The organism is Acinetobacter brisouisimilis (assembly GCF_000368265.1).
In the GTDB taxonomy this organism is placed as follows: Bacteria; Pseudomonadota; Gammaproteobacteria; order Pseudomonadales; family Moraxellaceae; genus Acinetobacter.
On record NZ_KB851219.1, the window covers coordinates 1,046,765 to 1,070,702 of the forward strand.

General features: G+C 41.4%; 24 protein-coding genes and 1 pseudogene. 10 read left to right on the forward strand and 15 right to left on the reverse strand.

The genetic code is table 11. The features are described from left to right. The first annotated feature begins 4 nt into the window (after nt 1-4). Nucleotides 5-1,177, forward strand: coding sequence for a ribosomal protein uL16 3-hydroxylase (locus tag F975_RS08665; RefSeq protein WP_004752368.1), 1,173 nt, complete (start codon nt 5-7; stop codon nt 1,175-1,177). Nucleotides 1,178-1,221: 44 nt separating this feature from the next. Here the strand turns inward: F975_RS08665 and F975_RS08670 are convergent, their stop codons facing one another. The 9 genes from F975_RS08670 to F975_RS08710 all read right to left on the reverse strand — a co-directional run bounded on the left by F975_RS08670 (nt 1,222) and on the right by F975_RS08710 (nt 11,453). Then, nucleotides 1,222-1,851, reverse strand: a complete 630-nt coding sequence (locus F975_RS08670; protein ID WP_004752370.1) for a hypothetical protein — start codon at nt 1,849-1,851, stop codon at nt 1,222-1,224. Nucleotides 1,852-1,880: 29 nt separating this feature from the next. After that, nucleotides 1,881-2,600, reverse strand: coding sequence for a hypothetical protein (locus F975_RS08675; protein ID WP_004752372.1), 720 nt, complete (start codon nt 2,598-2,600; stop codon nt 1,881-1,883). A 520-nt stretch (nt 2,601-3,120) separates the two neighbouring features. Next, nucleotides 3,121-4,152 carry an alpha/beta hydrolase gene (locus F975_RS08680; protein ID WP_004752373.1) on the reverse strand — a complete coding sequence of 344 codons (1,032 nt, stop codon included), beginning with the start codon at nt 4,150-4,152 and terminating at the stop codon, nt 3,121-3,123. Beyond that, nucleotides 4,153-5,286: a YdcF family protein gene (locus F975_RS08685; RefSeq protein WP_004752375.1), complete on the reverse strand. Its 1,134-nt coding sequence runs from the start codon at nt 5,284-5,286 to the stop codon at nt 4,153-4,155. A 2-nt stretch (nt 5,287-5,288) separates the two neighbouring features. Beyond that, nucleotides 5,289-6,326, reverse strand: a complete 1,038-nt coding sequence (murB, locus tag F975_RS08690; protein ID WP_171063174.1) for a UDP-N-acetylmuramate dehydrogenase — start codon at nt 6,324-6,326, stop codon at nt 5,289-5,291. Between the two features lie 15 nt (nt 6,327-6,341). Then, a complete protein-coding gene (locus F975_RS08695; protein WP_004752378.1) occupies nt 6,342-6,845 on the reverse strand; it encodes a low molecular weight protein-tyrosine-phosphatase in 504 nt (167 codons plus the stop codon). Between the two features lie 116 nt (nt 6,846-6,961). Further along, a complete protein-coding gene (dnaX, locus tag F975_RS08700; protein WP_004752380.1) occupies nt 6,962-8,953 on the reverse strand; it encodes a DNA polymerase III subunit gamma/tau in 1,992 nt (663 codons plus the stop codon). A 188-nt stretch (nt 8,954-9,141) separates the two neighbouring features. Then, complete coding sequence (locus tag F975_RS08705) at nt 9,142-9,999, reverse strand: MaoC family dehydratase (protein WP_004752382.1); 858 nt, start codon at nt 9,997-9,999, stop codon at nt 9,142-9,144. 62 nt (nt 10,000-10,061) lie between these two features. Further along, nucleotides 10,062-11,453, reverse strand: a complete 1,392-nt coding sequence (locus F975_RS08710; protein ID WP_004752384.1) for a 3-oxoacyl-ACP reductase — start codon at nt 11,451-11,453, stop codon at nt 10,062-10,064. Between the two features lie 244 nt (nt 11,454-11,697). Here F975_RS08710 and F975_RS08715 point away from each other — a divergent pair. Further along, a pseudogene (locus F975_RS08715) lies at nt 11,698-12,975 on the forward strand (acetyl-CoA C-acetyltransferase); the annotation flags it as partial. Nucleotides 12,976-13,220: 245 nt separating this feature from the next. Next, the gene (locus F975_RS08720; protein WP_004752389.1) at nt 13,221-13,430 is read left to right on the forward strand and encodes a KTSC domain-containing protein; all 210 of its coding nucleotides are present in this window, start codon (nt 13,221-13,223) and stop codon (nt 13,428-13,430) included. 129 nt (nt 13,431-13,559) lie between these two features. Here F975_RS08720 and F975_RS08725 read toward each other — a convergent pair whose 3' ends face one another. Both F975_RS08725 and F975_RS08730 read right to left on the reverse strand, forming a co-directional pair. Next, a complete protein-coding gene (locus tag F975_RS08725) occupies nt 13,560-13,781 on the reverse strand; it encodes a DUF1653 domain-containing protein (RefSeq protein ID WP_004752390.1) in 222 nt (73 codons plus the stop codon). A gap of 18 nt (nt 13,782-13,799) precedes the next feature. After that, on the reverse strand, nt 13,800-14,711 hold the full coding sequence (locus tag F975_RS08730) for a LysR family transcriptional regulator (RefSeq protein WP_004752393.1): 912 nt from the start codon (nt 14,709-14,711) through the stop codon (nt 13,800-13,802). Nucleotides 14,712-14,824: 113 nt separating this feature from the next. On the opposite strand from F975_RS08730, the gene F975_RS08735 reads away from it, so the two are divergent. From F975_RS08735 to F975_RS08750, 4 genes are read left to right on the forward strand one after another with little or no spacing between them, the layout of a single operon-like run. Continuing rightward, nucleotides 14,825-16,108, forward strand: a complete 1,284-nt coding sequence (locus F975_RS08735) for an MFS transporter (RefSeq protein WP_004752395.1) — start codon at nt 14,825-14,827, stop codon at nt 16,106-16,108. Between the two features lie 13 nt (nt 16,109-16,121). Next, complete coding sequence (locus F975_RS08740; RefSeq protein ID WP_004752397.1) at nt 16,122-16,823, forward strand: alpha/beta fold hydrolase; 702 nt, start codon at nt 16,122-16,124, stop codon at nt 16,821-16,823. Then, the gene (locus tag F975_RS08745; protein WP_034425907.1) at nt 16,824-17,210 is read left to right on the forward strand and encodes a hypothetical protein; all 387 of its coding nucleotides are present in this window, start codon (nt 16,824-16,826) and stop codon (nt 17,208-17,210) included. It abuts the gene before it with no gap. Nucleotides 17,211-17,246: 36 nt separating this feature from the next. Beyond that, nucleotides 17,247-18,290, forward strand: a complete 1,044-nt coding sequence (locus tag F975_RS08750) for an NAD(P)H-dependent flavin oxidoreductase (RefSeq protein ID WP_004752401.1) — start codon at nt 17,247-17,249, stop codon at nt 18,288-18,290. A gap of 26 nt (nt 18,291-18,316) precedes the next feature. Here the strand turns inward: F975_RS08750 and dusB are convergent, their stop codons facing one another. After that, entirely contained in the window at nt 18,317-19,363 is a 1,047-nt protein-coding gene (gene dusB, locus F975_RS08755) for a tRNA dihydrouridine synthase DusB (protein WP_034426246.1), read from the reverse strand. A 122-nt stretch (nt 19,364-19,485) separates the two neighbouring features. Here dusB and F975_RS08760 point away from each other — a divergent pair, with 122 nt between their 5' ends. Both F975_RS08760 and F975_RS08765 read left to right on the forward strand, forming a co-directional pair. Continuing rightward, the gene (locus tag F975_RS08760; protein WP_034425910.1) at nt 19,486-21,105 is read left to right on the forward strand and encodes a tyrosine-type recombinase/integrase; all 1,620 of its coding nucleotides are present in this window, start codon (nt 19,486-19,488) and stop codon (nt 21,103-21,105) included. A gap of 21 nt (nt 21,106-21,126) precedes the next feature. Beyond that, nucleotides 21,127-21,345, forward strand: a complete 219-nt coding sequence (locus F975_RS08765) for a hypothetical protein (RefSeq protein ID WP_004752406.1) — start codon at nt 21,127-21,129, stop codon at nt 21,343-21,345. 81 nt (nt 21,346-21,426) lie between these two features. Here the strand turns inward: F975_RS08765 and F975_RS08770 are convergent, their stop codons facing one another. Genes F975_RS08770 through F975_RS08780 form a run of 3 tightly spaced genes read right to left on the reverse strand, consistent with a single transcriptional unit; the run spans nt 21,427 to nt 22,652 of the window. Further along, entirely contained in the window at nt 21,427-22,080 is a 654-nt protein-coding gene (locus tag F975_RS08770; RefSeq protein WP_004752408.1) for a hypothetical protein, read from the reverse strand. A gap of 3 nt (nt 22,081-22,083) precedes the next feature. Next, nucleotides 22,084-22,365: a hypothetical protein gene (locus tag F975_RS08775; protein WP_004752410.1), complete on the reverse strand. Its 282-nt coding sequence runs from the start codon at nt 22,363-22,365 to the stop codon at nt 22,084-22,086. Continuing rightward, nucleotides 22,362-22,652 carry a hypothetical protein gene (locus F975_RS08780; protein ID WP_004752411.1) on the reverse strand — a complete coding sequence of 97 codons (291 nt, stop codon included), beginning with the start codon at nt 22,650-22,652 and terminating at the stop codon, nt 22,362-22,364. Before F975_RS08780 ends, F975_RS08775 begins: the two co-directional genes overlap by 4 nt. Before the next feature lie 94 nt (nt 22,653-22,746). On the opposite strand from F975_RS08780, the gene F975_RS08785 reads away from it, so the two are divergent. Next, nucleotides 22,747-23,931, forward strand: coding sequence for a phospholipase D family protein (locus F975_RS08785; protein WP_004752413.1), 1,185 nt, complete (start codon nt 22,747-22,749; stop codon nt 23,929-23,931). Nucleotides 23,932-23,938: the final 7 nt, after the last annotated feature.

Here is a 23,938-nt window from a genome sequence, read left to right on the forward strand (position 1 = left end):
TCGCATGTCTCAACCTTTAACCATCTTAGGCGGTATTACCGCAGAACAATTTCTCAATGAATACTGGCAGAAAAAACCACTGCTGGTACGTCGTGCATTGCCTGAAATTACTAACATTTTAGAACCAGATGATGTTTTGGAACTGGCACTCGAAGAGAATGTCAGCGCACGTTTGATTAAACAAAAAGATCGTGATCCAAACCAGTGGTCGGTGAAATCCTCGCCTTTAGCCAAAAGCGATTTCCAGAAAATGCCAAAATTATGGACCCTGCTGGTTCAGGCTGTTGACCATTATTCAATGGATTTAGCGGGACTTTGGCAACAATTCAACTTTATTCCACAGTGGCGTCGCGATGACATTATGGTGTCTTATGCACCTAAAGGCGGTTCAGTCGGCAAACACTTCGACTTTTATGATGTGTTCCTGGTACAAGGTTATGGTCATCGCCGTTGGCAGCTTGGACAAATGTGCGATGCAAATACGGCTTTTGTACCTAATCAGCCGCTGAAACTGTTGCCAGATATGGACATCAATTTTGATGAAGTGCTTGCACCAGGTGACTTGTTATATGTACCACCAGGTTTGTCTCACTATGGTGTCGCAGAAGATGATTGCTTAACATTCTCATTTGGTTTCCGTATGCCAAATGTCGCGAATATGATGGATCGCGTCAGTGACCAGTTTGCCGACAATGCACTACTCAAAAGCCCATTGGCAGATATTCAGCGCACACTCCCTCACCGAGTCGGTCAAATTGATGCAGAAGAACTCAACTACCTTAAGCAACAAGTTCTCTCCCAATTACAAGATTCGCCTCTGCTCGATGCAGCAATTATGTCGCTGATGAGCGAACCTAAATACCCAGACAATGTGCCTGAACCTGACGAAATTGAAGTGGCTGATTTAGAAGCTGTGCTTGATCAAGGCTATTTGCTACAACTCGAACCTGCTTCACGCTTACTCTACAAACAACAGGACGATGAAACGCTGTTTTGGGGCAATGGTGAAGCATTGTGTATTTCACCTGAATTTGCTGAAACTCTGGCAGCAATTGCCGATGGTCAATGTTTTGAACTGAATCAACAATTTGCTTCAGAAGAAATTTTGGTGGATTTAACACAATTGCTGAATGATTCAATTTTGATGCTACTACCACCTGACGAAGACGCTGAATAAGTCAGGCGTGTGACCTAAATTTACTTTAGGTCACACTAAATCAATCAGCGATTGAGTATGCGATAGATCGGTAATAATGCCATCATCAAAACTACAAAAAATCCTGCGTAGCGTACCCATGAATATTGTGAACCTTTGCCCTGCCAGACTTGTAGCTGTATAGAGTCCACTACTAGATTTTCACGTTCTGTGAGTTCCGCCAGCGCTGTATAGTGTACATTGAAATTTTCTTTAGCAATCGAAAATGGATCTGAACTGATCACCAGCAATACTGGCTCATTGACTTTATAACGATGATCATCTTCATCACCAAAAACTTGAGGATGGTATTGAGCACTTTCACTGGGGCGAATTCCACCAAACCAACGCATATTCACTTTGCCTTGTTGCAATGCATGTCCTTTCACTACAATAACAAAACGATAAGGATTTTCTTGACTGATTGGAAAGTCAATTGCAATATTCGGGCGTTTAAATGCGTCCTGTATTCGAGGCATTTCACTACGATTAATCGCTGCAATCTGTTCAGATGTCAACTGAATAGAATTCACTAAAGTCTGACCATATTCTCCAGCATGTGGCTCATGATCGACTCGAACACATCCCGAAAGTAATACAGAAAAAATCATACATAACCATAAGCGAATTGGTATTTTTATAATATTGAGATTCATATTGTTACTCTTAATTTTTCATCGTTCAATCAAAATACAGCCACACTAATATGCCTACCTAACAACCAACGTAATACTTTGCCACGTTCTTGTTCGGGTAGAGACAAGCTATATTCAAAGGCTCGAATCACCACATCACATTGCTTGCGTTTATCTGTAGCCACTTCACCCTGATTAATCATGTCTGCGTCTGCACCATATTCTTGACGCAAATGCTGAGCAATACCCAGCCATGCCGCTGGAGCTTGCATACGCTCAACCACAGACCGTGACCCTGAATGAGTCAATATATAAGTCAAAGCATCAGCAGACTGCTTTTGGGTTGATTCTGCAAGAAATTCATGCAATTGCTGTGGTGTATTTTTGCTATACAAAGGAAATGATATCGCAAAGCAACGATCTGCTTGTCGAGCATCATATAACTGCTGTATATAGGCTTGTGCCCAAAGATATTGACCCTGATCATCTGCCTGTTGCTCAATCACACGACGTAACGACCACCATAATGAACTCGCCACCGCCGTATCGACTTCATTTGGCTGTGCCGAATTAGCAATTTGCAAGGCTTCGTCATAATACTTGGCATCATGCTGCTTCAATGGTTGTAACAGCACCAACTGACCGAGCTTTTGTTCACGTTGTGCAATCGGGTTATTTTGAGGTATTTGACCTGAGTTTGATTGTGAAAAGCGATTTACTCCATAAAAAATCGCAAAAATCACACCGACAATTAAAAATAAATTTCGCATAAATCAATGAATATATAATAGTGTTATTTTTGGTTACAAAACATTAACATAAATAAAAATATAAAAATACAAGATATAAAGTATTAATTTCAAGTGGTTTAGAAATTTCCTCATCAATAATCAGTTAGAGTTTATCCCCTGCGCTTATTGGCAAGTTAACTGATATTTTCACTGATTTAAAACAGCAATCGCAAACACAGTTCAAACCATTCGACAGTGTTGCCTCAACAGCTTTTTCTGTCGCCATTTAACTTGATTGCTATATTTATTTGCTTTTATCTTATTAAGTTGTTTCCAACACTATATCCCTCCAAATTGACAGAATCTTTTAAACATTCCTGTTCTTTATAATCGATAATTCATGAATGCCTTATCGGCTAACTTGGCATTTACCATTTACTGCAAAATCGCCATTCGATTTTAAGAAGCTATCTAATGATAGAACATGTTGGTTTCTTCATGAAAAATGCCGAGTCCTTTTTAGAACTCAGCATTTTACAAAAATATTAGTCACTTTTGATTATTCAAAATAAAGTTGACTATGACTGGCATGTAAAAATGCAGGAATTAATCCTGTGAGCGCAGCACGAATATCAGCACGCTCATTGATTAACTGATGCGAACCTTCTTCAAGCATCAATAAAGTCTGTAGGCGGAATTTTTTACGAACAAATTCAATATTGTATTTCCAGTCTACTGTCTGATCAAGTGCACCTTGTGCCAGCCATACAGGAATACGGCAGGCTGGGCGATCTTCCATTTCCTGCATCCATTTCGACATCGCTAAAATCCAGTCCATACCCATGATGCGTGGTTGCAATGGATCAGTTAAACGGATAAAGCGCAAGAATTCAGGGTTATGGTTATTGCGGCGAAAATGACGCGGCACTTGACGGCGCACGCGGCGAATAATCCCTAACCCAACAGGGTTATGCCACCATGCCGTTTTAGCAGGTCGAACCAATGGCGACAGCAACAGGACTCGATCAACAAACGGGTTTTTGCGCTGCTCAGCATATACCAGTAAGTGATGCATAAAAATTGCACCGCCCGTGCTTTGCCCAATACCCAACCATGGTTTCGGAAGTTGATCAGCATTTTTTACATAATGATAAACAGCGCTGAGTACATCCTGATAATGATCAAAGTTTTGAATACTGGCAGGTGAACCACTACTTAAGCCATGACCAGGTAAGTCAAACACCAGAACACTAAAGCCCTGCGATAAAATTTCCTGAATAATTGGCTGATAAATTCCACTATGTTCCAAATAACCATGTAGCAAAAATACCGTACCGCGTACAGGTGTTATTTTGGGTTCAAAAACCTGAGTATGTAATTTAAACAAAGGCATTTCAATATACCCTTGCCAGTGATTACATTGTAATTGATCTAAACCATACAGTTTCTGATAAGCCAACAAATCATCCGAAGGCTCATAAGGACGATTTAAATTGAGTACAGGCAATAAGCTAGATGTAACTTCCCGACTCGGTACAGGCAGTTTGAGCTGTTTTAAAATTGATGGCGTTAAGAATGGAATATCAGCCATTTAAGGCACCTCCCGACAATCACTCACACCAAACATTGCATCACGAATGGTGGCAAGTAATTCATAGTTGGCGCGGCGGCTATGGTCATAGTTTTGTACCGATGGTTTCCACGTGGTCAGTGGCATCGGCATGGGTGCATTGACTGGAATCGTTGCAATCCCATTCATGGCAAATAAACGCCGAGTTCGCGGCATATGATATTCATCGGTGACTAGCATCACTTTGGGTGCTCCGCCTTTCTTTTGTAATAATAATGAACTAAACCGAGTGTTTTCGCAGGTATTCATACTACGATTTTCTAACAATTTCGCAGAAACACCATGCTGATTAAGCCAGGTTTGCATATAAGGAGCTTCTACACCACTGAGTACAATCGGTAAATTGTTTTGTTTTTCTAATGCTAAAGTTGTTTCTAAACGCAACCGCGTATAATCATTCACCACAATATTTTTACGGTTTTTTGCTAAAGTCAGACCACCACCCAAAACAACAATTGCCGAGGGCCGCGTTGTATCTATACGGCGAGACTGGCTGTTATTTTCCTGCTGTAATTCACTATACATCTGTTGATTTACAGCTTGACTCACTTGGTTGGTATTGACAGGAAAAGTTTTTAAAAAATGAATATATTTGTCCATGAGTGCCAAATTATCAGGCATATCCAAACTCGCTATTTCACTGGCAAGCTTTGTATTATCCGCCTCAAGCTCCTGACGTAACTCATGTTTTTTATGTTTGATGACCTGCTCAATCTGCTGGTCAGACTGCAAACTGTCTTCGTGTTCCTGATTATGTTTAATCTCTGACTGCAATAGATCATAGCGTGCCTGAATCAAATTCAGACTTGCCGCATCTTGCCGTCGTGCAGCTTCTTGCATGACTTTTAAATACGCTTGTCGAGCCACCCACAAGTCAGAACCAGGTTCTAAATCATCATGCTCACTTAAAGCCGCCATTTGCTGACTGCGCGCTGCTACAGTATTGACTTCAACAGGGGTAAACCGATTCAACAAGAAAACAATAAATTTGGAATAAAATGGGGTATATACCAACACTGTCAGACATGCCAGCAAAGCGAATAGCACAGCAGCCATTCGCACAAAGCTGATCATCCAATGTTGTTTATCAGTCATCGCTACACGCTCACATGCGATTGAATTAAACCAGATTCATTAAACAATACAGGCTCTGGCTCAAGAACAATATTAAATTTTTGTTGGACTGCTGCCTGAACAGCACGATAAGTCTGTTGTACATCAGTCAAGTTAGCCGATTCATAATTGACTAAAACCAGTGCCTGACGGGCAAACATACCAACAGCCCCCAAACGCTTACCTTTCCAACCCGCCTGATCAATCAGCCAGCCTGCTGCAATTTTAACTGCACCATTTTTTTGCAGATAATGGGGCAAGTTAGGATATAACTGAGCAAGCTGCTGATATTGCGCTTGTGAAATGAGCGGATTTTTAAAGAAACTTCCGACATTTGGAAATTCTGCTGGATCGGGTAACTTGCTTTGGCGAATGGCAATGACCTGTTTTTGCAGATTTTCTGCGGTTTGTTCTTCGCCAACTGCCTGACGTAAATCACCATATGCCAGTTGTAAATCTGGTATTTTACGTAGCTTAAACGTCACACCAACAATTACATAACGGTTTGGGTGCTCTTTAAAAACACTATGGCGATAAGAAAAATGACACTGCTCGGCAGCAAGTTGCGTTAATTGTTGTAGCTGACGGTCATATACATGTACCTGCTCAATAAATTCACCAACCTCAACGCCATATGCACCAATATTCTGTACAGGACATGCGCCAACCAATCCAGGAATCAGGGCTAGATTCTGTAAGCCAAACCAGTGATGCGTCGTGCTATACAATACAAACTCATGCCAGTTTTGCCCTGCTCCGACATGTACAGAAATATGTGAATCGGTCTCTGCCAGCACCTCGATTCCCTGAATATCCATATGAATAATCAAGGCATGCACATATTCAGGCAATAAAATATTACTGCCGCCAGACAAAATCAGCACATTTAACTGCTGTGAACTGGCATAGTTCAAAGCGTCTTGTAACGCTTGCACAGACGTCACTTTGACATAATGCGAAGCAACTGCCTGTAAATGTAATGTATTGAATGCTTGTAGTTGAAACTCTTGTTGAATTTGAATCACTGACACAGAACCTTATTGTTTTTGTGAAGATTTAAATACATTTACCCATGCCTGACTAGCAATTTCACACTGATCGAGCACACGTTCAAACCCTTCTGCACCACCATAATATGGATCGGCAATCGCTTGGCGCTGTAGCTCGGCTGCATGTTCAGTCATCATATAAACCTGAGCACGAAGCTGAACAAATTGCTGTTGGGCTTGGTATTCAATTTTCTGAATATTTTTTAGATTTTGTTCATCCATCGCCAGAATTAAATCAAAATCCAGAAAATCGTTGAGAGATAACTGCCGCGCACGTAACACTGACAAATCGTAACCGCGCTGACGTGCATATTGCTGACTACGTGAATCAGGCGCTTCACCAATATGGTAGGCTGCTGTTCCAGCAGAATCGACATGTACATTCAATTGATGCTGTTGGCAAAAATGTCGCAATACAGCTTCGGCAGTGGGAGAACGACAAATATTTCCCAAGCACACACACAAAACCTTATAAGGCTGTTGCGAAGACATGTCTGACCTCAATAATGGCTTAAATATCAATTGTATTCTTTTCATTTCCACGATGAAATACAGCTTGATAGACTTTATTTAAACAAATGCTATTTCTTGTAAAAAAACCAACAAGACTATTCATGCTTGAGTTCAATCTGTTGAATATTCCCGTCGAAAGTACTCAACAGTTGCTGAACCACCTGATCCTGATGGATGAGTTCGGCTGCTCGCTGCTGTGCTTTTTCACGGCGCAAATGCTGCATGGCATAAGGCGTTACCTCTGTAACGTCACCATACTGGACTGAAAAGCGGGTATTTGCCCACTGATCTTTCAATGCCTGCTCTAAATTGTGCTGTTGCTGGGTTAAAAGCTGTTCATACTGCTGCGGAATATGAAAGGTACTCACACCATCAATCTGACCATGCATTAAGCCGTATTGCGCCAGTTCCTGCACCGCAGGTGATAATGCACTATTTCTAAACCAGTATTCCCATTTTTCAACCGTCCATTCCCCTTCAAGTTGTTGCTCAGGCAACTTTAAGATGTCCTGCGGCATCAGGTTTTGTGTAACAGATGGCTCACTCGCGGTCAACTGCTCAACAGACAAAACTGTTTCGGGAGCAGGCTCTGCAAATAAACTCAATGCCTCGCGTTGATCTGGAAAAACGGGTTGTTGCTCTACAGCCAACTGCGGTGCTGGATCAGCATATTCAGGTTCAAACGGAAACAGATTATCTTCAGCATAAATATCTGCGGCAATCACAGTTTGCTGAGCGGAAGGTAAATCCACTTCGATCAAAGTACTTTCATCAAGTGCATCAAACTGTACCAAGCCTTGTGGCAAATCGGCTTGTGACTGTTCTTCATCAATCAGCTCAGGCTCAGGCTCAGGCTCAGGCTCAGGCTCAGGCTCAGGCTCAGGCTCAGGCTCAGGCTCAGGCTCAGGCTCAGGCTCAGGCGAGACTAGCGCATTCGTTTCAAAAGCTACAGTCACAGATGAAGCTTGTCCTGATTCAACCGTTTGCATCACTTCATTGTTCTGTAAAGGTCGAAATGCCAGTAACCGCAAGATGCACATTTCAAAACCTTGCTCCTGAGTCACCGCCCATGTCAGTTCAGAACGTCCTTTACAGGCAATCTGATAGTACAACTGCAAATCCTGAGCAGAAACCAGTTGAGAAAGATTTCGAATTTTTTGATTAATTTCTTGGCTGTATTTCAAGCTCAAGTCTGGCAAATACTGCATTAATGCCAGTTCATGCAACGTTGAAATGAGCTGATCCAACACCAGCGCCACATCCAGTGCTTGCTGACGAAATTGCAGCAAAAGCTGACTGACTTGTTGAGGCTGGTTTTGGTGAATTGCCAAAATCAGATCATAAATAATCGAGCGGTCAATCAATCCAAGCATGTCTTTGACATCTTGGTGTTGTACCTTACCCTGACCATAAGCAATCGCCTGATCGGTTAAAGACAACGCATCACGTAATGACCCCTGTGCAGCTTCGGCAATTTGCCAGAGTGCATCCTGCTCCGCCTGAATCTGTTCTTTAACTAAAATATGGTCCAGATGGTGATGAATTTCACTGGCATCGAGTGGGCGCAGGGTAAACTGCAAACAGCGCGAAATTACGGTAATCGGCAGTTTTTGTGGATCGGTAGTCGCAAACAAAAATTTGACGTGTTCAGGCGGTTCTTCGAGTGTTTTTAATAACGCATTAAAAGAATGCGTAGACAGCATATGCACTTCATCAATCAGATAGACTTTGAAACGCCCTTGTGTTGGTGCGTAAGGTACGTTGTCGAGTAGTTCACGGGTATCTTCAACTTTGGTACGCGATGCTGCATCAATCTCAATCAGATCAATAAAACGACCTTCATTGACCGCGCGACAAGTGGCACAGGTCTCACACGGTGTTGAGGTTACCCCTGTTTCACAGTTCAAGCATTTAGCAAGAATCCGCGCAATCGTAGTTTTACCCACTCCGCGCGTCCCAGTAAACAAATAGGCATGATGCAAACGTCCACGTTCTAGCGCACTAATCAGTGCTCTAGCCACATGGTTTTGTCCGACCAACTCATTGAAATTACGAGGACGGTATTTTCTAGCAAGAACTTGATACATGTATGCTCCTTTCCACCTCGCTAAGCATACTGTTTTTTTAATCAATAGTGAATGCAACTGTATTTATTCGTTTAAATAGCAACTCATTCTGCTCAAGATTTAAATCAAGCGCATTAAAATGCTTAGACTATTTAAAAATCAGGGTATTCCTTTACCCGCATTCAATTCCCATAGAAAAATTTAAATCGTTATAAACTGCTAATTTGTCCAACTACATGTGGTTTATGTGATTTGGCGCTACGAATAAGAAACTGACTCACTGTCTTGCTTTGTTGATGTGTCAATAACTCAACATCCGAAGGTAAAAAGACAGGCAACTTAAAACTGACATCTGCCTGATATTTTTCAGGTAAACTCAGTGCAGCCAGTGCCTTGGCTTTGGTCCACATGCCATGTGCAATCGCCTGTTTAAAACCAAAGGCTTTTGCTGTCAGTGCATGCAAATGAATCGGATTTGCATCGCCTGAAACCAGCGCATAACGGCGCCCTGTATTTTCATGGATTGACCAGTGATCTTGTAACACCCATTCCAGATTGGCTTTTTCAGCAGCTTTTTCAATCACTGTCTGAGTGTTTTTTTGTCGTGCCAGATAAGTACTGACACCTTGCATCACCAGTTCATTCCCCATATACACTTCGGTAATAAACTCAAACTGCTGACCTTTATGATGCGGTTTCAATTCACCAAAACGACAAACTAGTCGATACTGAAAATTTGCTGCCAACGGTTTGTGCTGCGTCACCTGATTATGGATATGCACCAGACCTAAAACTGCAAATGGAAAAGCTTCCTGCGTCATCATCTGCATTTGCAGGCTCTGCGACAGCACCGCAAAATAGATCGCAGGCACATAGCCATTATTGGCAAAACCGCAAATCTGGTTATAAGCACGTAAATGTTTGGCATCGACATGGAACGCATCGACCACATATTCCACTTCAGGCAAACGCTGCTCTAGTTTTTTATTTTTTAAGATCAACCCCTGAATCACTTTTGGATACGCAAAATAGGGTTTCGGAAATTGGCTAAAATGGCGTGTTCTCATGATGCACCTGTTTTGATTATAAAAATGGGGGATGATTTTGATCCCCCAAAGTTCGCATGATTTTAAGCGCCAAGCAAGCTTTGTCCGCATACCCGCACGATATTGGCATTGACTCCAGACGATGCTGCTGTGGCAAACCATGCAATAGTTTCAGCAACATCTACAGGTAAACCGCCCTGACTCATGGCATTCATACGGCGACCTGCTTCACGAATTGCAAATGGAATCGCGGCGGTCATTTGCGTTTCAATAAATCCTGGCGCGACTGCATTGATAGTCATACCATTTTTTAAATGTGGTGCTGTATATTTGACCAAACCAATCACACCCGCCTTGGAGGTCGCATAATTGGTTTGCCCCAAATTACCTGCAATACCGCTAATGGATGACACGCAAACAATTCGACCATGCGCATTAAAGGCATCATGCTCAAGCAGATAATGGTTAATCTGTTCAGCCGCAGACAGGTTAATGTTAATTACCATATCCCAAAGCTGTTCTTTCATATTGGCAAGAGTTTTGTCGCGTGTGACCCCAGCATTGTGCACCAGAACATCCAAACCACCATGTTGCTGACAGGCCTCTGCAATTTTTTCACCTGCATCAGCAGCGGTAATATCCAGTGCCAGTGTCGAGCCACCAATACTTTGCGCGACCCGATCTAGGTCTGCCTGTTGCTGTTCGACATCCAGACAAATCACATGCGCGCCATCACGTGCCAGAACATGTGCAATCGCTTCGCCAATTCCACGACTAGCACCTGTCACCAATGCGGTTTTCCCTGCTAACGGCTTGGTCCAGTCCACGGCGACCACATCTGCTTTTTGTACCTGTACCACCTGCCCTGACACATAAGCCGAACGCGGTGACAAGAAAAAACGTAAGGTCGATGCCAAGTTATCAGTCGCGTCTGGGTCAGCATAAACTAGTTGTGCCGTAATGCCTTTTCGTAATTCTTTGCCTAAAGACTTTACAAAACCAACCAGTGCACGCTGGGCAATCGCTTGTGCCACACTGTCTGCCTTATCAGGGTTTAAGCCTAAAATAATCACTCGACCCGAGAGCTGGATTTGCCGCATCAGTGGATGGAAAAATGCATAGACAGCTTTGAGTTGCTCAGTGCTACGAATCCCTGATGCATCAAAAACCAGTGCTTTGAATTTTTGTGTGTTATCTTCTGCTGAAAAAATACTGACGTCCAGATCTGCCTGCTTGGCTTGGGTGATCAGCTCTGCGTCATCGGCAATATAAGTATTGGCATGGATTTGTCGTAATGTATCCAGAATGGAAGCTGTAAATACTGCCTGCGGCGTTGTTCCCAATAAAACCGCACCTCGCACCACTGGCGTAGCCGTCTGATAACGCTCTAGAACGACTGGTGCAGGCAAACCCAAATGCTTGATGACAAATTTACCAATTGGTGTTTTAAAGAAATGCTGGTATTGATCAGTCATAATTATGTTCTCTTCACTTCGGTGAATCATATAGATACAGCATGAAACACATTTGAATGGGTAAATAATACTGAAATTATCATACTGAAATTGCGTATAAGATATGTTGACTTGAATCGTTGTTATTGTGTCATTTCGGTCAATTGCCCGAGTTGTATTCTATGCTATGGTAAACCAAAATTATCTCTAATTTCACTTTATTTTCCATCCAGTATTTTTCAATTTTTTGCATAGGAACACCGTTATGAGTCAGACTATTCGTCGTGTTGCAATTTTGGGTGGCAACCGGATTCCTTTTGCCCGTTCCAATGGCCCATATTTAAAAGCCAGTAATTCTGACATGCTCAGTGCGGCACTCAATGGATTGATTGAACGTTTCCAGCTACAAGGGCAACGACTCGGGGAAGTTGTTGCTGGTGCGGTCTTAAAACATAGCCGCGACTTTAACCTGACCCGTGAATGTATCTTAAATACACAACTTGCAGCAGAAACGCCCGCTTATGATTTACAACAAGCCTGTGGCACTGGTCTACAGGCAGCCTTTGCCGTTGCCAATAAAATTGCGCTTGGGCAGATTGAAGTCGGCATTGCAGGTGGTGTAGATACAACTTCAGATGCTCCTGTTGCACTTGGCGATGGTTTACGCAAGGCATTGCTTGAACTCAATATTGCCAAAACTGCAAAAACCCGCTTACAGGCACTTGCCAGCATCAACTTTAAGACCCTGATTGAAGCTCCGAAAAATGGCGAACCACGTACAGGGTTGTCTATGGGTGAACATGCAGCTCTCACTGCTTTAGAATGGGGAATTTCCCGTCAGGCACAAGATGAACTCGCGGTTGCCAGCCACCATAAACTGGCAGCAGCATTCGATGCTGGCTTTTTTAATGACCTGATTACACCATTTCTAGGGTTAGAACGTGATCAAAATTTACGCCCTGATTCATCTTTAGAAAAACTGTCAACCCTGCGCCCTGCATTTGGTAAAGGTGACAATGCCACCATGACTGCAGGCAACTCAACCCCGTTGACCGATGGGGCTTCATGTGTACTCCTCGCATCGGAAGAATGGGCAAAAGCAAACGGGCATGAAATTCTTGCTTATTTAACTTTCTCTGAAACTGCGGCGGTTGACTTCGTCCATAAAAAAGAAGGCTTGCTCATGGCACCTGCTTATGCCATGCCACGCATGTTGGCACGTGCCAATCTGACCCTTCAGGATTTCGATTTTTATGAAATTCATGAAGCGTTTGCTTCTCAGGTTCTCAGTACCTTAAAAGTATGGGAAGATCCAGAATTTTGCCAGCAACGTCTAGGTTTAGCTCAACCACTTGGGCGTATTGATCGCAGTAAGCTCAATGTCAATGGTTCGTCTTTGGCAGCTGGGCATCCATTTGCAGCAACAGGTGGACGAATTTTGGCAACCGCTGCCAAACTCATTCACAAAAAAGGTTCTGGGCGCGCACTCATTTCGATCTGTGCCGCAGGTGGGCAAGGTGTGACTGCTATCGTTGAGAAATAAACCTAAAAATAATCTTTATACAAAGTAGCCTTATGTGACACGCAAGGCTACTTGTTTGTTTTTTATAGCAAGCTTATTATTTTAAAATAAGGATAGATTGAAAATATAGGATGGAATGATAGCAACGCACAGGATGTGTCAGATAAACAGCAGATAAATCATAATAATAGAAGAAATAATGCATTTGTTGGTTTGAAAATTGCACTATTTTAGAAAAATATCAACAACGAGAAGGATGAGATTATATGTATAAAACTGATCACGTTGTTAAAACTTGGAAATACAGTGCGAGTTCGCATTATTTAAAAATTTTTTATACTGATGGTACGGCAGTGCTGTTTTATTCAGTGCCAACTTTTGTTTATGACAACATGCTCCGTGTGCAGAACAAAACTGATTTTATAGAAAGATATTTAACTTATAATTTACATTTTTCAAGTGTTGCGCTTGCTTGAACACTTGAACACATGATTCTATTCAAAGAGACCCATCTGCATCGCTCGGCAGATGATTGATTTTAAAGTTGGTGTCAGCTTTTATTATTTTCCGATAAATTCTGACACTGACCAAGCAATCCATCCCATTTAGGCTAGACTTTGCACCAATGCAAAACGTGGGCACACCGTACCATCTTCTAAGGTCACCTGTTCTATAAACATCTCCAGTGGGCGAATCCACATCGAATAATCACCATATAGACATTGATAAACTACATGCGCTTCTTGCGTTTCACTATGCTGTGCAACCGAAAAAACCTGATACAGTTGCCCTTTGTAATGTCGGTAAATTCCACGTTGTAACTGCATTGAAGCCTCCTGAGAAAATCAAAATGAATGTTGTGGTTGGTGGCAAAGTTCGATCACGATACTGGCAAAATTAATCGCCAATTGTGACGGGTTTTCCATCCGATATGCTAGCGCTAAACTGACATGCGGAACAGGTGCTTGCAAACGGCGATGTTGAATACCCGCCAATTGCACCTGCATGGCTGACTCAGGTACCAGTGATACACCTAGATTTGCTGAAATTAAAGACAAAATTGAAACCAGTTGTGGCGCTCTCTGCCCTATTTTCGGATCAAAACCTGCCTGCAAGCAGGCTTGTACAATCGCATCGTACAACCCCATGCCCGAAAATGATTCAGGAATCATAATAAATGGATCATCTTTAAGTTCCAACAAGGCCAAATCACCCTGTTGCTGTGCAACCCGATGATGATGTGGCACAACCGCCACCAAAGGTTCATCAACTAACTGCTGGATTTTTAATGCTTCAGGTTGTGGGTCAGAAGAACGTAGAAAAGCGATGTCGACCTGTTCATTTAACAGTTTATGAATCAGCGTGGCAGAGTTGGCTTCTTCGATTTTAACCTTTACTTTAGGGTAAGTTTTCTGAAATTCACGAATCGCCGCAGGAATCAGCGGATTGAGTGCGGCTGTTCCTGTAAACCCCAAATTAAGCTGCCCCTGTTCACCGTTGGCAACCTGACGCGCGATCTGAATCGCTTCATCTGCACGTTGCTGCAAAGGTTGCACCGCCTGTAAAAATGCCTGTCCTGCTTCTGTTAAGACAATGCCATGTGCATTTCGATGGAACAGTGCTGCACCAATTTCATTTTCCAGATCACGAATTTGCATACTCAGCGGTGGCTGACTAATTTTTAAACGTGCAGCAGCTTTGGTCAGGTTTTTTTCTTCTGCCGCCACCAAAAAATAACGAATATGCCGAAGTTCCATATATAAAACATATCAAGGTACACATTTAAATATATTAGAAAAATACCCATCAAATTGCTAGATTAAATGTTACTAACTTCTCCCTGCAAAATCCCAGCAATCGAGCATTCATCATGGCGAGCGATTCCTCATCCAAATCCGTTCAGGTTTCAACAACAGAAACCTGGACAGATTCTAATCACACAACTTCTGTGTCTACGTTACGTCCTCCATTTAAAAATGTCTGGATTCAGCAAGGCTCAAAAGACTACTATCGCGCAGGCGGTGCATTGTTTTTACTGGGCTTTGCCAGCTTCTCCCTGATCTATTGCGTGCAGCCACTCTTACCCGCTTTTTCACATAGCTTCCAGATTAGCCCTGCAACCAGTTCTTTAGCACTCTCTTTGACCACGGGTTTACTGGCTTTTTCGATTGTACTTGCCAGTGCGTTTTCACAAGCCTTTGGGCGTCGCGGCATTATGTTTGTCTCTATGGCTGTCGCATCGGTATTGAATATTTTGGCTGCATTTATGCCGCAGTGGCATGCTTTACTGATTGCCCGCGCACTTGAAGGTTTGGTACTTGGCGGTGTGCCTGCTGTAGCAATGGCATGGCTGGCAGAAGAAATTGATCCTGCACACTTGGGTAAAGCCATGGGCTTGTATGTTGGTGGTACAGCTTTTGGCGCGATGATGGGGCGGGTTGGAATGGGGCTGGTCAGTGAGTTTTATTCTTGGCGTATAGCACTTGGCGTATTGGGCGTGATCTGTCTGCTGTTCTCTTTCGGGTTTTATCAACTGCTGCCAAAATCCCGAAATTTTGTCGCTCAACCAGGTTTTCGGATTGGTTTTCATCTTCGTACGTGGCGCAAACATTTGGGCAATATTGGTCTAATTCGCCTATATGCTATCGGTTTCTGCTTGACCAGCATTTTTGTCACGCTGTTTAACTATGCGACATTCCGTTTGTCTGATGCACCGTATTCATTTAGCCAAACCACGATTAGCATGATCTTTCTGGTGTATGCCTTTGGCGTGGTGTCATCTTCAATTGCAGGAAGTCTTGCTGACCGTTTTGGTAAACGCCCACTTATGCTCAGTGGCTTCATGATTATGGGTTTAGGCGTGGCATTGACTTTGGCAAGTTCGATTTTTGCGGTAATCCCAGGGATTATTTTGGTAACCACGGGCTTTTTTATCAGTCACTCGGTGACCAGTGGTTGTGTTGGCCCAACCGCAGGCGAACATAAAGGTCATGCCGCATCGCTCTATCTTTTATTTTATTATATGGGTTCGAGCATCATTGGTTCTGTGGGTGGCTGGTTCTGGCTACATGGCGGTTGGCTCTCTATTGTTGCTCTGACTTTGAGCTTTGCTATTTTGGGCAGTATTTTGTCTTTACTGCATGTAAAACGTTAATTTTAGGTTGTTTATGCTTTCTCCTCTCCCAACTGTAGTTTTTATTCCAGGCTTACTTAACGACGAAAAACTGTGGCAGCATCAGACTGATGCCTTGTCACAGCATATGAATGTCATGATTGCTGACCTGTCTCAAGACGACAATTTACCAGCTATGGCAAAACGGATTTTGACTCAAGCACCAGAAAAGTTTGCTCTTGTTGGGCTATCAATGGGTGGTTATGTTGCTTTTGAAGTGCTGCGTCAGGCACCTGAACGTATTACAAAACTCGCGCTTTTTGATACCAGTGCTCGCCCTGACAGCGTGACCTCAGCAAAACATCGTCAAGCGACCATTCATTCGCTTAAAGTCGGGAAATTTATGGGGGTCACTAATAAATTGCTCCCACAGATTATTCATCCTTCTCGCGTACATGACCCGATTGGCGAAGAAATCAAGGCCATGGCTCAACGTATTGGAGGCAGCGGATTTATCAATCAGCAAAAAGCCATTTTAGGGCGAATAGACTCTCGACCATTTTTAGCCGATATTCACATTCCAACATTGGTGGCTGTTGGAGAAAATGATTTGGTTACACCCGTCAAACTGGCTCAGGAAATGCACGAAGGCATTCAGAATTCACAATTGCATATCTTCAAACACTGTGGACATTTGCCACCACTCGAATGCCCAGAGGAAACCACAGCATTGTTACAACGCTGGCTTGCCAGTTAAATGATTGGCATTGCAGGTTTGAAAAGGCTTGCAATGCCTTTGGCTTACTCTAAAGGTCGTATTGTTCAATCCATCAAAATGTTTGAGGCTATGCTAATCCCGTTCGAAAAATGTAATTTTCACTTTTTCGCTGAGGGAAATATCTACACTGAATTTCAATACAAAGACAAATCAGAGGAACGCAGAATGAAACATAGTGTTGTCATCAGTGCGGTTATTGTTGTGACGGCGTTAATCGGTTGTACAAAACAACCTGATCCAGTGTCAGGAGCACACAACGAGCAAGCACAAAATCAATATAAAAAGACCATTGATACCGTGAAGCTTAAAACTCAACAAGCTAACGATCATGTTGCAAGCTCCATTAATAATGCAGACCATCAGTAATCTTTCTCTCTCACATTTGATAAACAGTTGACCAATATGTCTATTCTTCAACAGCTTAACCTAGAGTATCCTATTTTTCTGGCACCGATGGCAGGCGTTTCAACGCCACAACTGGCTGCACAAGTTTCCAATGCAGGTGCATTAGGTTCACTTGGACTAGGCGCCAGTGATTTGGAAAGTTGTCGTAAGCAAATTCTAGAAACCCAAGCGCTAACGGACAAGGCATTTCAGGTCAACTTTTTCTGTCATCGCAGTGAGACTGTCGATCCACAGATTGCACAGCAATGGATCGAATATCTACAGCCACATTTTGCGCAGTTTGATCAACCTGTACCACAAACATTAAATTGCATTTATCCAAGTTTTTTAGATTCAGATGACTACCTGAATCTGGTGCTTGAGTTACGCCCTGCTGCGGTCAGCTTTCATTTTGGCATTCCACATCAGCATCAGATTCAGGCACTCAAAAATGCGGGCATTGTGACGATGGTGACCGCCACCAATTTGAGTGAAGCTCAAGCGATTGAGCAGGCAGGCATTGATATTATTGTTGCTCAAGGTGTCGAAGCCGGTGGACATCGCGGTATTTTTAATGCAGATAGCGATGCTGCAATGACGACTATTCACCTAGTGCAATTGCTACACAAATATTGTTCAATTCCAATTGTGGCAGCAGGTGGCATCATGACAGGTCAGCAAGCTCGTTATGCATTAGACTCAGGTGCATCTGCTGTGCAGTTAGGTACAGCATTTATTCAATGCACGAGTTCAAATGCCAGTACCATGTACCGAGAAGCGCTATTTGACGAACCGATCACGCAAATTAGTGCTGCAATTTCAGGTCGCCCCGCTCGTGGGATTATCAATGACTGGCATAAACAGATCGACAGTATTTACCGACCTAAAATTCCAGCTTATCCATATACTTATGACTTAGCAAAACAACTGCATACTGCTGCAGCAAAGCATAATCATCATGGGTATGCTGCATTTTGGGCAGGCGCTCATGTAGCAGAAATTCGACAACTCGAAGCACATGAACTGGTGCAAACCCTAGTCAAAGAAATGCACTATGCTTAGGGTCTGTTAACATTTCACAGTTCTAATTAATGTGTCACCAGTAAATTGACCGATTCAATTTGGACATCATCCATATTTTGCCCTTGATCAAGCAATAAGTTGAAATAGTCTTCAACCACTTTGGCTTGTTCAAGGGTTGATTCTACCTTATACATATTTTGTCTAAACTCATTGCTCGAATGTAGTCCTTTGGTGTACCAGGCAATATGTTTTCTGGCAATACGGCAACCTGAGTACTCACCATAAAATTCATATAGCTCACTCAAATGCCCGAGCAAAACAGTTTTCACTTCCTCAATGCTTGGTGCAACCAAATGCTGGCCTGTTTTTAGATAGTGAGCGATTTCACGAAAAATCCATGGTCGCCCTTGTGCTGCTCGGCCAATCATTACAGCATCTGCACCTGTATAGTCCAGCACGTATTTGGCTTTTTCAGGGCTGTCGATATCACCATTGGCAATCATGGGAATGTTGATATGTGCTTTGACTTGTTTAATCAGCTCATAACGGGCTGTATTTAAATACATATCTTCACGAGTGCGCCCATGCAAAGCAAGCGCAGCAATACCCGCCTGCTCTGCACGTTTGGCAACCCGCATGATATTTTCTTGCCCGTTTAAATAACCAAGACGGGTTTTTAAAGTCACAGGGACATCAACTGCAGCGACCACCGCATCCAAAATACGCGCCACCAAATCTTCATCTTGCAATAGCGCCGAGCCTGCGAGTTTATTACAGACTTTCTTGGCTGGGCATCCCATATTAATATCGACAATCTGTGCACCATTGGCAACTTGATAGCGTGCCGCCTCAGCCAGTTGCTCTGGATCTGAACCTGCAATTTGTGCAGAAATTGGGGCAATTTCACCATCGAAGTTAGCACGGTACAGGCTTTTTTTGCTCATGCGTAGCGTTTTATCTGCAGCCATCATTTCACTGACAGCATGCCCCGCACCAAAGTACTTGCACAGTGTTCTAAAGGGCCTATCAGTGACGCCTGCCATCGGCGCAACCCAAATTTGGTTACGCTTTGTCTTATCAAACAATTCTGTAATTACTTTGTTTTTACTCAATTTTCCAATTCCTATATTCTCAATCATTTTCCAACATTCTTGACTATTCTTTTATATTTGTTGCACCATAGTTGCACCATATTTTTTATATGGTGCAACTAATATTCTATGGTGCAAAAAATATGGGAACAATTACAAAGCGAGAAGACTCCAATGGCAAAGTACGATTTCGAGCGCAAGTACGTGTGCAGCGGAAAGATTTACCTGTGTTCCAAAAATCTAAGACATTTACCAAAGAATCATTAGCAAAAGAATGGATCAAAAAGCTAGAAGCAGAAATTCAAATTAACCCCGATATTTTAAACCCAGAAACTAAAACTGTGTCAAAAACTTTGGATCAATTCATAGAACGATATATCGAAGAAATTGGGAACGAATTTGCTGGGACGAAGAAGTCTGCACTAAAAAATATCTGCAACTATGATATTGCCCAAAAAGACGTGTACTCTCTTTCACGTCAAGACTTTTCAACTTTTGCAATTGAACGACGTAAAGGTAACCCAATGGAAATGCTCGATGGTGTTAGCCCATCGACTACATTAAAAGATCTTTCACACATCTCCAGTGTTCTTGGCCACGCCGAACTTGTTTGGGGTGAGAATGTTGTAAATGCCAAAAATGAATTATCTCAGGCAATCATCGGTTTAAAAAAAGCTCGTATCGTCACAAAATCAAAAGAGCGTGATCGGCTGATTACAACAGAAGAGCTTTTCACACTCACAAATCACTTTTATAAAGGCTGGAAGCGCGTCCGTAATGCCATTCCAATGCACTTAGTGATGTGGCTTGCAATTTATACTGGTCGCCGAGAAGGTGAACTGTGTGAAATGCGGCTTGAGGATTTTGATCGTAAAAACAATCAATGGAAGATCCGAGATGTTAAAAATCCTGATGGCTCCAAAGGCAATCATAAGTTTGCACATCTTGAGCCAAATGCCCTATTAGTCATTGATGAATTACTTGAACCATCAACGCGGAGACGAATGCTAGAACTTGGTTATAGTGACGAACTTTTACTACCTGTTAATGTTCAAACTGTTTCTGATTACTTTCGTAGAGCCTGCAGATTAAATAGCATTACAGATCTCAGGTTCCATGACTTACGACATGAAGCAGCAACTCGTTATGCTGAAGATGGATTTACCATCCCCCAGCTTCAAACGATTACTCTTCACTCATCCTGGGGAAGCTTAAAACGCTACGTAAATCTGAAAAAACGTGGAAAACGTATTGAGTATCAGGATGCTATTAAGTTTGCTAAAGAGCAATATGGCGAAAACTATTCAAAATTTGCACTTAAACAACGCTATGTATCGGCTGCTGATATTGCTGATGCAGAAGAAGTATATGCAGCGATTGAGTCACCAGATAATCTAAATACTGACTATCCTTTTGTTGAAGATCTACTAAAGAAATTCACAAAATCATTCAGGCCAACAAAAAGCGTGATTGATTCATATAAAGAGAAATCAAATATCCAGAATATTTTTTCATGGAATGAGCTGCAGCAGAGCTTTATTGTACCTTACATTCAAAATGCCTGGGAGAACTGGCTTTCAGAAAACTCTAATATTCCGTGGGATCTATTACCTGATGATGCAACACATTTTGGGATCAGAGGTTTAGATATTTTAAGGATAGACGACAATCGTATTCACAAGTGGGAACAAGGCATATCCACATGGATTGATATAACTCGCTATTATAGTTTCGACACAACAAACCTTATTCAAAGACCTTAATAATTTATATAGGATCAAGACATGCTACCTAAACACTTATCAGACCAAGGACTCACCCAAAAGTTAATTCCTGAACGCTTTATCCCTGAAAAACCAGAAGAACTAAAAGACAAAAATGTTGAATACATCTTTGATAGCTCAGATTCTTTCAACTTAACTTACGATGAATTAGTTGAAATCGTAAGTAAAGCCCGTAAAGCTGGACCAAGAATGGTTCCAGTTTTAGGTACGGTAAAATAAAGGCTTTTAAATTTTTTAAAGAGTTCATACACAATGTATGAACTCTTAATGATAGATCGACATTAGAATCAATTAACCCGCTCATACTTGAGGGTTTTCTGGTGGATCTATTAGTAATGGAATTTCAAAAGCATTATCTTGAAAATCCGTTAAAAACATTTTACATGCTGTACAGCGCTCAGCATACTTTAAGCAAACGTAGGAAATCCAAAGTGAAATTGCAGGCAAGGCAATCATTAAAAATATGCTTACCAGCATGCCGTTTTCATAATATTTTTCCATCCAATCAATATATTTATTCACCATGATAAATGGAATTAGACCAAGTGAAGCACAAACAAAATATCCAACAAGCCTAAAAAAAATCCCCCAATTAGTATATTTAGGTGTAAATCCTATAACTTCCCCTAATGAGTTTCTCTTTCTATTTAATAACCCCCTGATTTTGGCATATTCTCGTACCCAAAAATCAGCATTCTCATAATTAGAAAAATATTTTGCTTCATGATAAGTTAGATTATCGTTATTAAAGAGTGATTGAGCCATTCTATCTTTATAAAGTATAGGCTTTTTGTTCAGATCGCTGTTATCAAAATCTTCAGCCAGTTTCAGAAGCTCACTTCTTATTTCTCTACCATTTTTTAAATGTGCTAGCTTATTATTTAAATATGCAATGATTATTGGTAAACAAAAACCAGTAACTGCAGCAACAATTTTTAAAAAAATCTCTAACATATTTTATTCTTCAAAATACTTATGACAGCCCTGCATAAATTCTTCACTGGTTTTAAATTCGGAAAATGCTGGATCCTTAGCATACTCACATTGGCCTTTTAACTTCAACTGATTGTACTTAGCAAACATATAGCCAGAGTAACCGTCAGTTCCTTCTATATAGCCTGCCTTAACATCCTTATGAGTAGCTTGAAAGTGCAGTGCCCCAATAATGATTACAGTCGAAATGACCATGATGGTAATAACGTCTTGTGTAAATGTTGAAATTTTCAGAATCTTACTCATTTTTTATTCCTGTTTTTATAGTCTTGAATCATTTGTTTTGTTACATCTTCTTTATAGCAAAGAGTTTCATATCCCCCTGCTCTCGAATAAGCACTACGCTTCCCACAACGACTACCATTTCTAGCAGAATTATACGGGCAAGCACATGGGCCAGGATACGAGTCTATTGAATCCTGAATGATTTTTTCTTTAATCAGATCATCACTCACTGAATGTATTTTTTTCGCAGAAACTTCAGATGAGGTAAAGATGAGAACTGTAGCAAGCAAAAAGAGTATTTTTTTCATTGTATGCTCGACTTATAAAGAATCTTCTAACTTATAATATTATAAATTTTCATAATTTTTACATTTAATCCTATAAAGTTAATAAGGAAAAATCATGCAACTTTGCCATGGCGGAAAAACACTTGATAAGAAAATTACCGAATTAGTAACTGCTCATGAGAACCTTTCATTCGCTGTTGCTTGGGCAAGCACTGATACAATGGCATTCAATACTATCTATGAAAATAGAGAAAAAATTTCAAAGGCTGTTATAGGTACTCATTTCTATCAAACACATCCTGATGTAATTGATAAGTTTATTAACTCTGAAAAATGCCATTTTGTACTACAACCAGATGGAGTATTTCATCCAAAGGTCTTTCTATTTTGGTCTCAAAATTCTTGGGATCTTCTAATTGGTAGTGCCAATTTAACAAAGGGTGCTCTAACAACTAATACAGAACTTTTAGTTCATATAAATTCCAGTGATTCAACTAAGGAGTTCCGAGACGAAGTCGAACACACTATTTCAAGTTTTTGGGAACAAGGTAGTGTAGTTACTCGTCAAGAAGCTCAAAACTATAGAAACTTATGGAATACACAGAAGAATTATCTAGTCAGAGTATCTGGTAACTATAATAATGAATCAGATACTAATAAAGTAAAATCCCCTTTACTTTCAGATATCATGACAAAGTCATGGAGCGATCTTTTTACTGCTATCAAAAATGATCCATATCCTAATGGTTTTCAAAATCGCTGTGGCTTACTCAAGTTAAGCAAACAAACTTTTGAAACAAAGAAAATATTTAGCTATATGAGCAAAGATGAAAGATTAGTCATTTCAGGACTTCCTAATCAGCTTTATCCAGAAGCTGGTTGGTTTGGGAGTATGCGAGGATCAGGATCTTTTTTTCAGGCAATCAATCAAAATAATCAACAAATTTCAGATGCATTAGATGAGATCCCATTAGAAGGTGCAGTGACTATTGATCATTACAATGCTTATATTCAGAAGTTTGAAATTGCATATGAAAGAACTGGTATTGCTACAGCTACCAGATTACTTGCACTAAAACGACCAGATATCTTTATTTGTGTCGACGGTAAGAATAAAAAAAATCTGTGTAAGGATTTTGGAATATCTCAAAGCAAAATAAATTACGATACATATTGGAAAGAAATCATCTGTCGCATTATGGATTCAGTGTGGTGGAACTCTCCTAAACCAACCAATGAGATTGAGCAACAAGCTTGGAATGGGCGAGTAGCGATGCTAGATGTTTTATTTTATGACTAATAAAAAT

Coding starts and splice junctions, on each gene's coding strand:
- F975_RS08750 (WP_004752401.1), top strand. CDS start 17,247: ATGTCTATTCTTCAACAGCTTAACCTAGAGTATCCTATTTTTCTGGCA.
- F975_RS08745 (WP_034425907.1), top strand. CDS start 16,824: ATGATTGGCATTGCAGGTTTGAAAAGGCTTGCAATGCCTTTGGCTTAC.
- F975_RS08670 (WP_004752370.1), bottom strand. CDS start 1,851: ATGAATCTCAATATTATAAAAATACCAATTCGCTTATGGTTATGTATG.
- F975_RS08665 (WP_004752368.1), top strand. CDS start 5: ATGTCTCAACCTTTAACCATCTTAGGCGGTATTACCGCAGAACAATTT.
- F975_RS08785 (WP_004752413.1), top strand. CDS start 22,747: ATGCAACTTTGCCATGGCGGAAAAACACTTGATAAGAAAATTACCGAA.
- dnaX (WP_004752380.1), bottom strand. CDS start 8,953: ATGTATCAAGTTCTTGCTAGAAAATACCGTCCTCGTAATTTCAATGAG.
- F975_RS08725 (WP_004752390.1), bottom strand. CDS start 13,781: ATGCAGTTACAACGTGGAATTTACCGACATTACAAAGGGCAACTGTAT.
- F975_RS08675 (WP_004752372.1), bottom strand. CDS start 2,600: ATGCGAAATTTATTTTTAATTGTCGGTGTGATTTTTGCGATTTTTTAT.
- F975_RS08730 (WP_004752393.1), bottom strand. CDS start 14,711: ATGGAACTTCGGCATATTCGTTATTTTTTGGTGGCGGCAGAAGAAAAA.
- F975_RS08765 (WP_004752406.1), top strand. CDS start 21,127: ATGCTACCTAAACACTTATCAGACCAAGGACTCACCCAAAAGTTAATT.
- F975_RS08760 (WP_034425910.1), top strand. CDS start 19,486: ATGGGAACAATTACAAAGCGAGAAGACTCCAATGGCAAAGTACGATTT.
- F975_RS08770 (WP_004752408.1), bottom strand. CDS start 22,080: ATGTTAGAGATTTTTTTAAAAATTGTTGCTGCAGTTACTGGTTTTTGT.
- F975_RS08705 (WP_004752382.1), bottom strand. CDS start 9,999: ATGAGAACACGCCATTTTAGCCAATTTCCGAAACCCTATTTTGCGTAT.
- F975_RS08685 (WP_004752375.1), bottom strand. CDS start 5,286: ATGACTGATAAACAACATTGGATGATCAGCTTTGTGCGAATGGCTGCT.
- F975_RS08710 (WP_004752384.1), bottom strand. CDS start 11,453: ATGACTGATCAATACCAGCATTTCTTTAAAACACCAATTGGTAAATTT.
- F975_RS08735 (WP_004752395.1), top strand. CDS start 14,825: ATGGCGAGCGATTCCTCATCCAAATCCGTTCAGGTTTCAACAACAGAA.
- F975_RS08780 (WP_004752411.1), bottom strand. CDS start 22,652: ATGAAAAAAATACTCTTTTTGCTTGCTACAGTTCTCATCTTTACCTCA.
- F975_RS08695 (WP_004752378.1), bottom strand. CDS start 6,845: ATGTCTTCGCAACAGCCTTATAAGGTTTTGTGTGTGTGCTTGGGAAAT.
- F975_RS08720 (WP_004752389.1), top strand. CDS start 13,221: ATGTATAAAACTGATCACGTTGTTAAAACTTGGAAATACAGTGCGAGT.
- F975_RS08740 (WP_004752397.1), top strand. CDS start 16,122: ATGCTTTCTCCTCTCCCAACTGTAGTTTTTATTCCAGGCTTACTTAAC.
- F975_RS08680 (WP_004752373.1), bottom strand. CDS start 4,152: ATGGCTGATATTCCATTCTTAACGCCATCAATTTTAAAACAGCTCAAA.
- F975_RS08775 (WP_004752410.1), bottom strand. CDS start 22,365: ATGAGTAAGATTCTGAAAATTTCAACATTTACACAAGACGTTATTACC.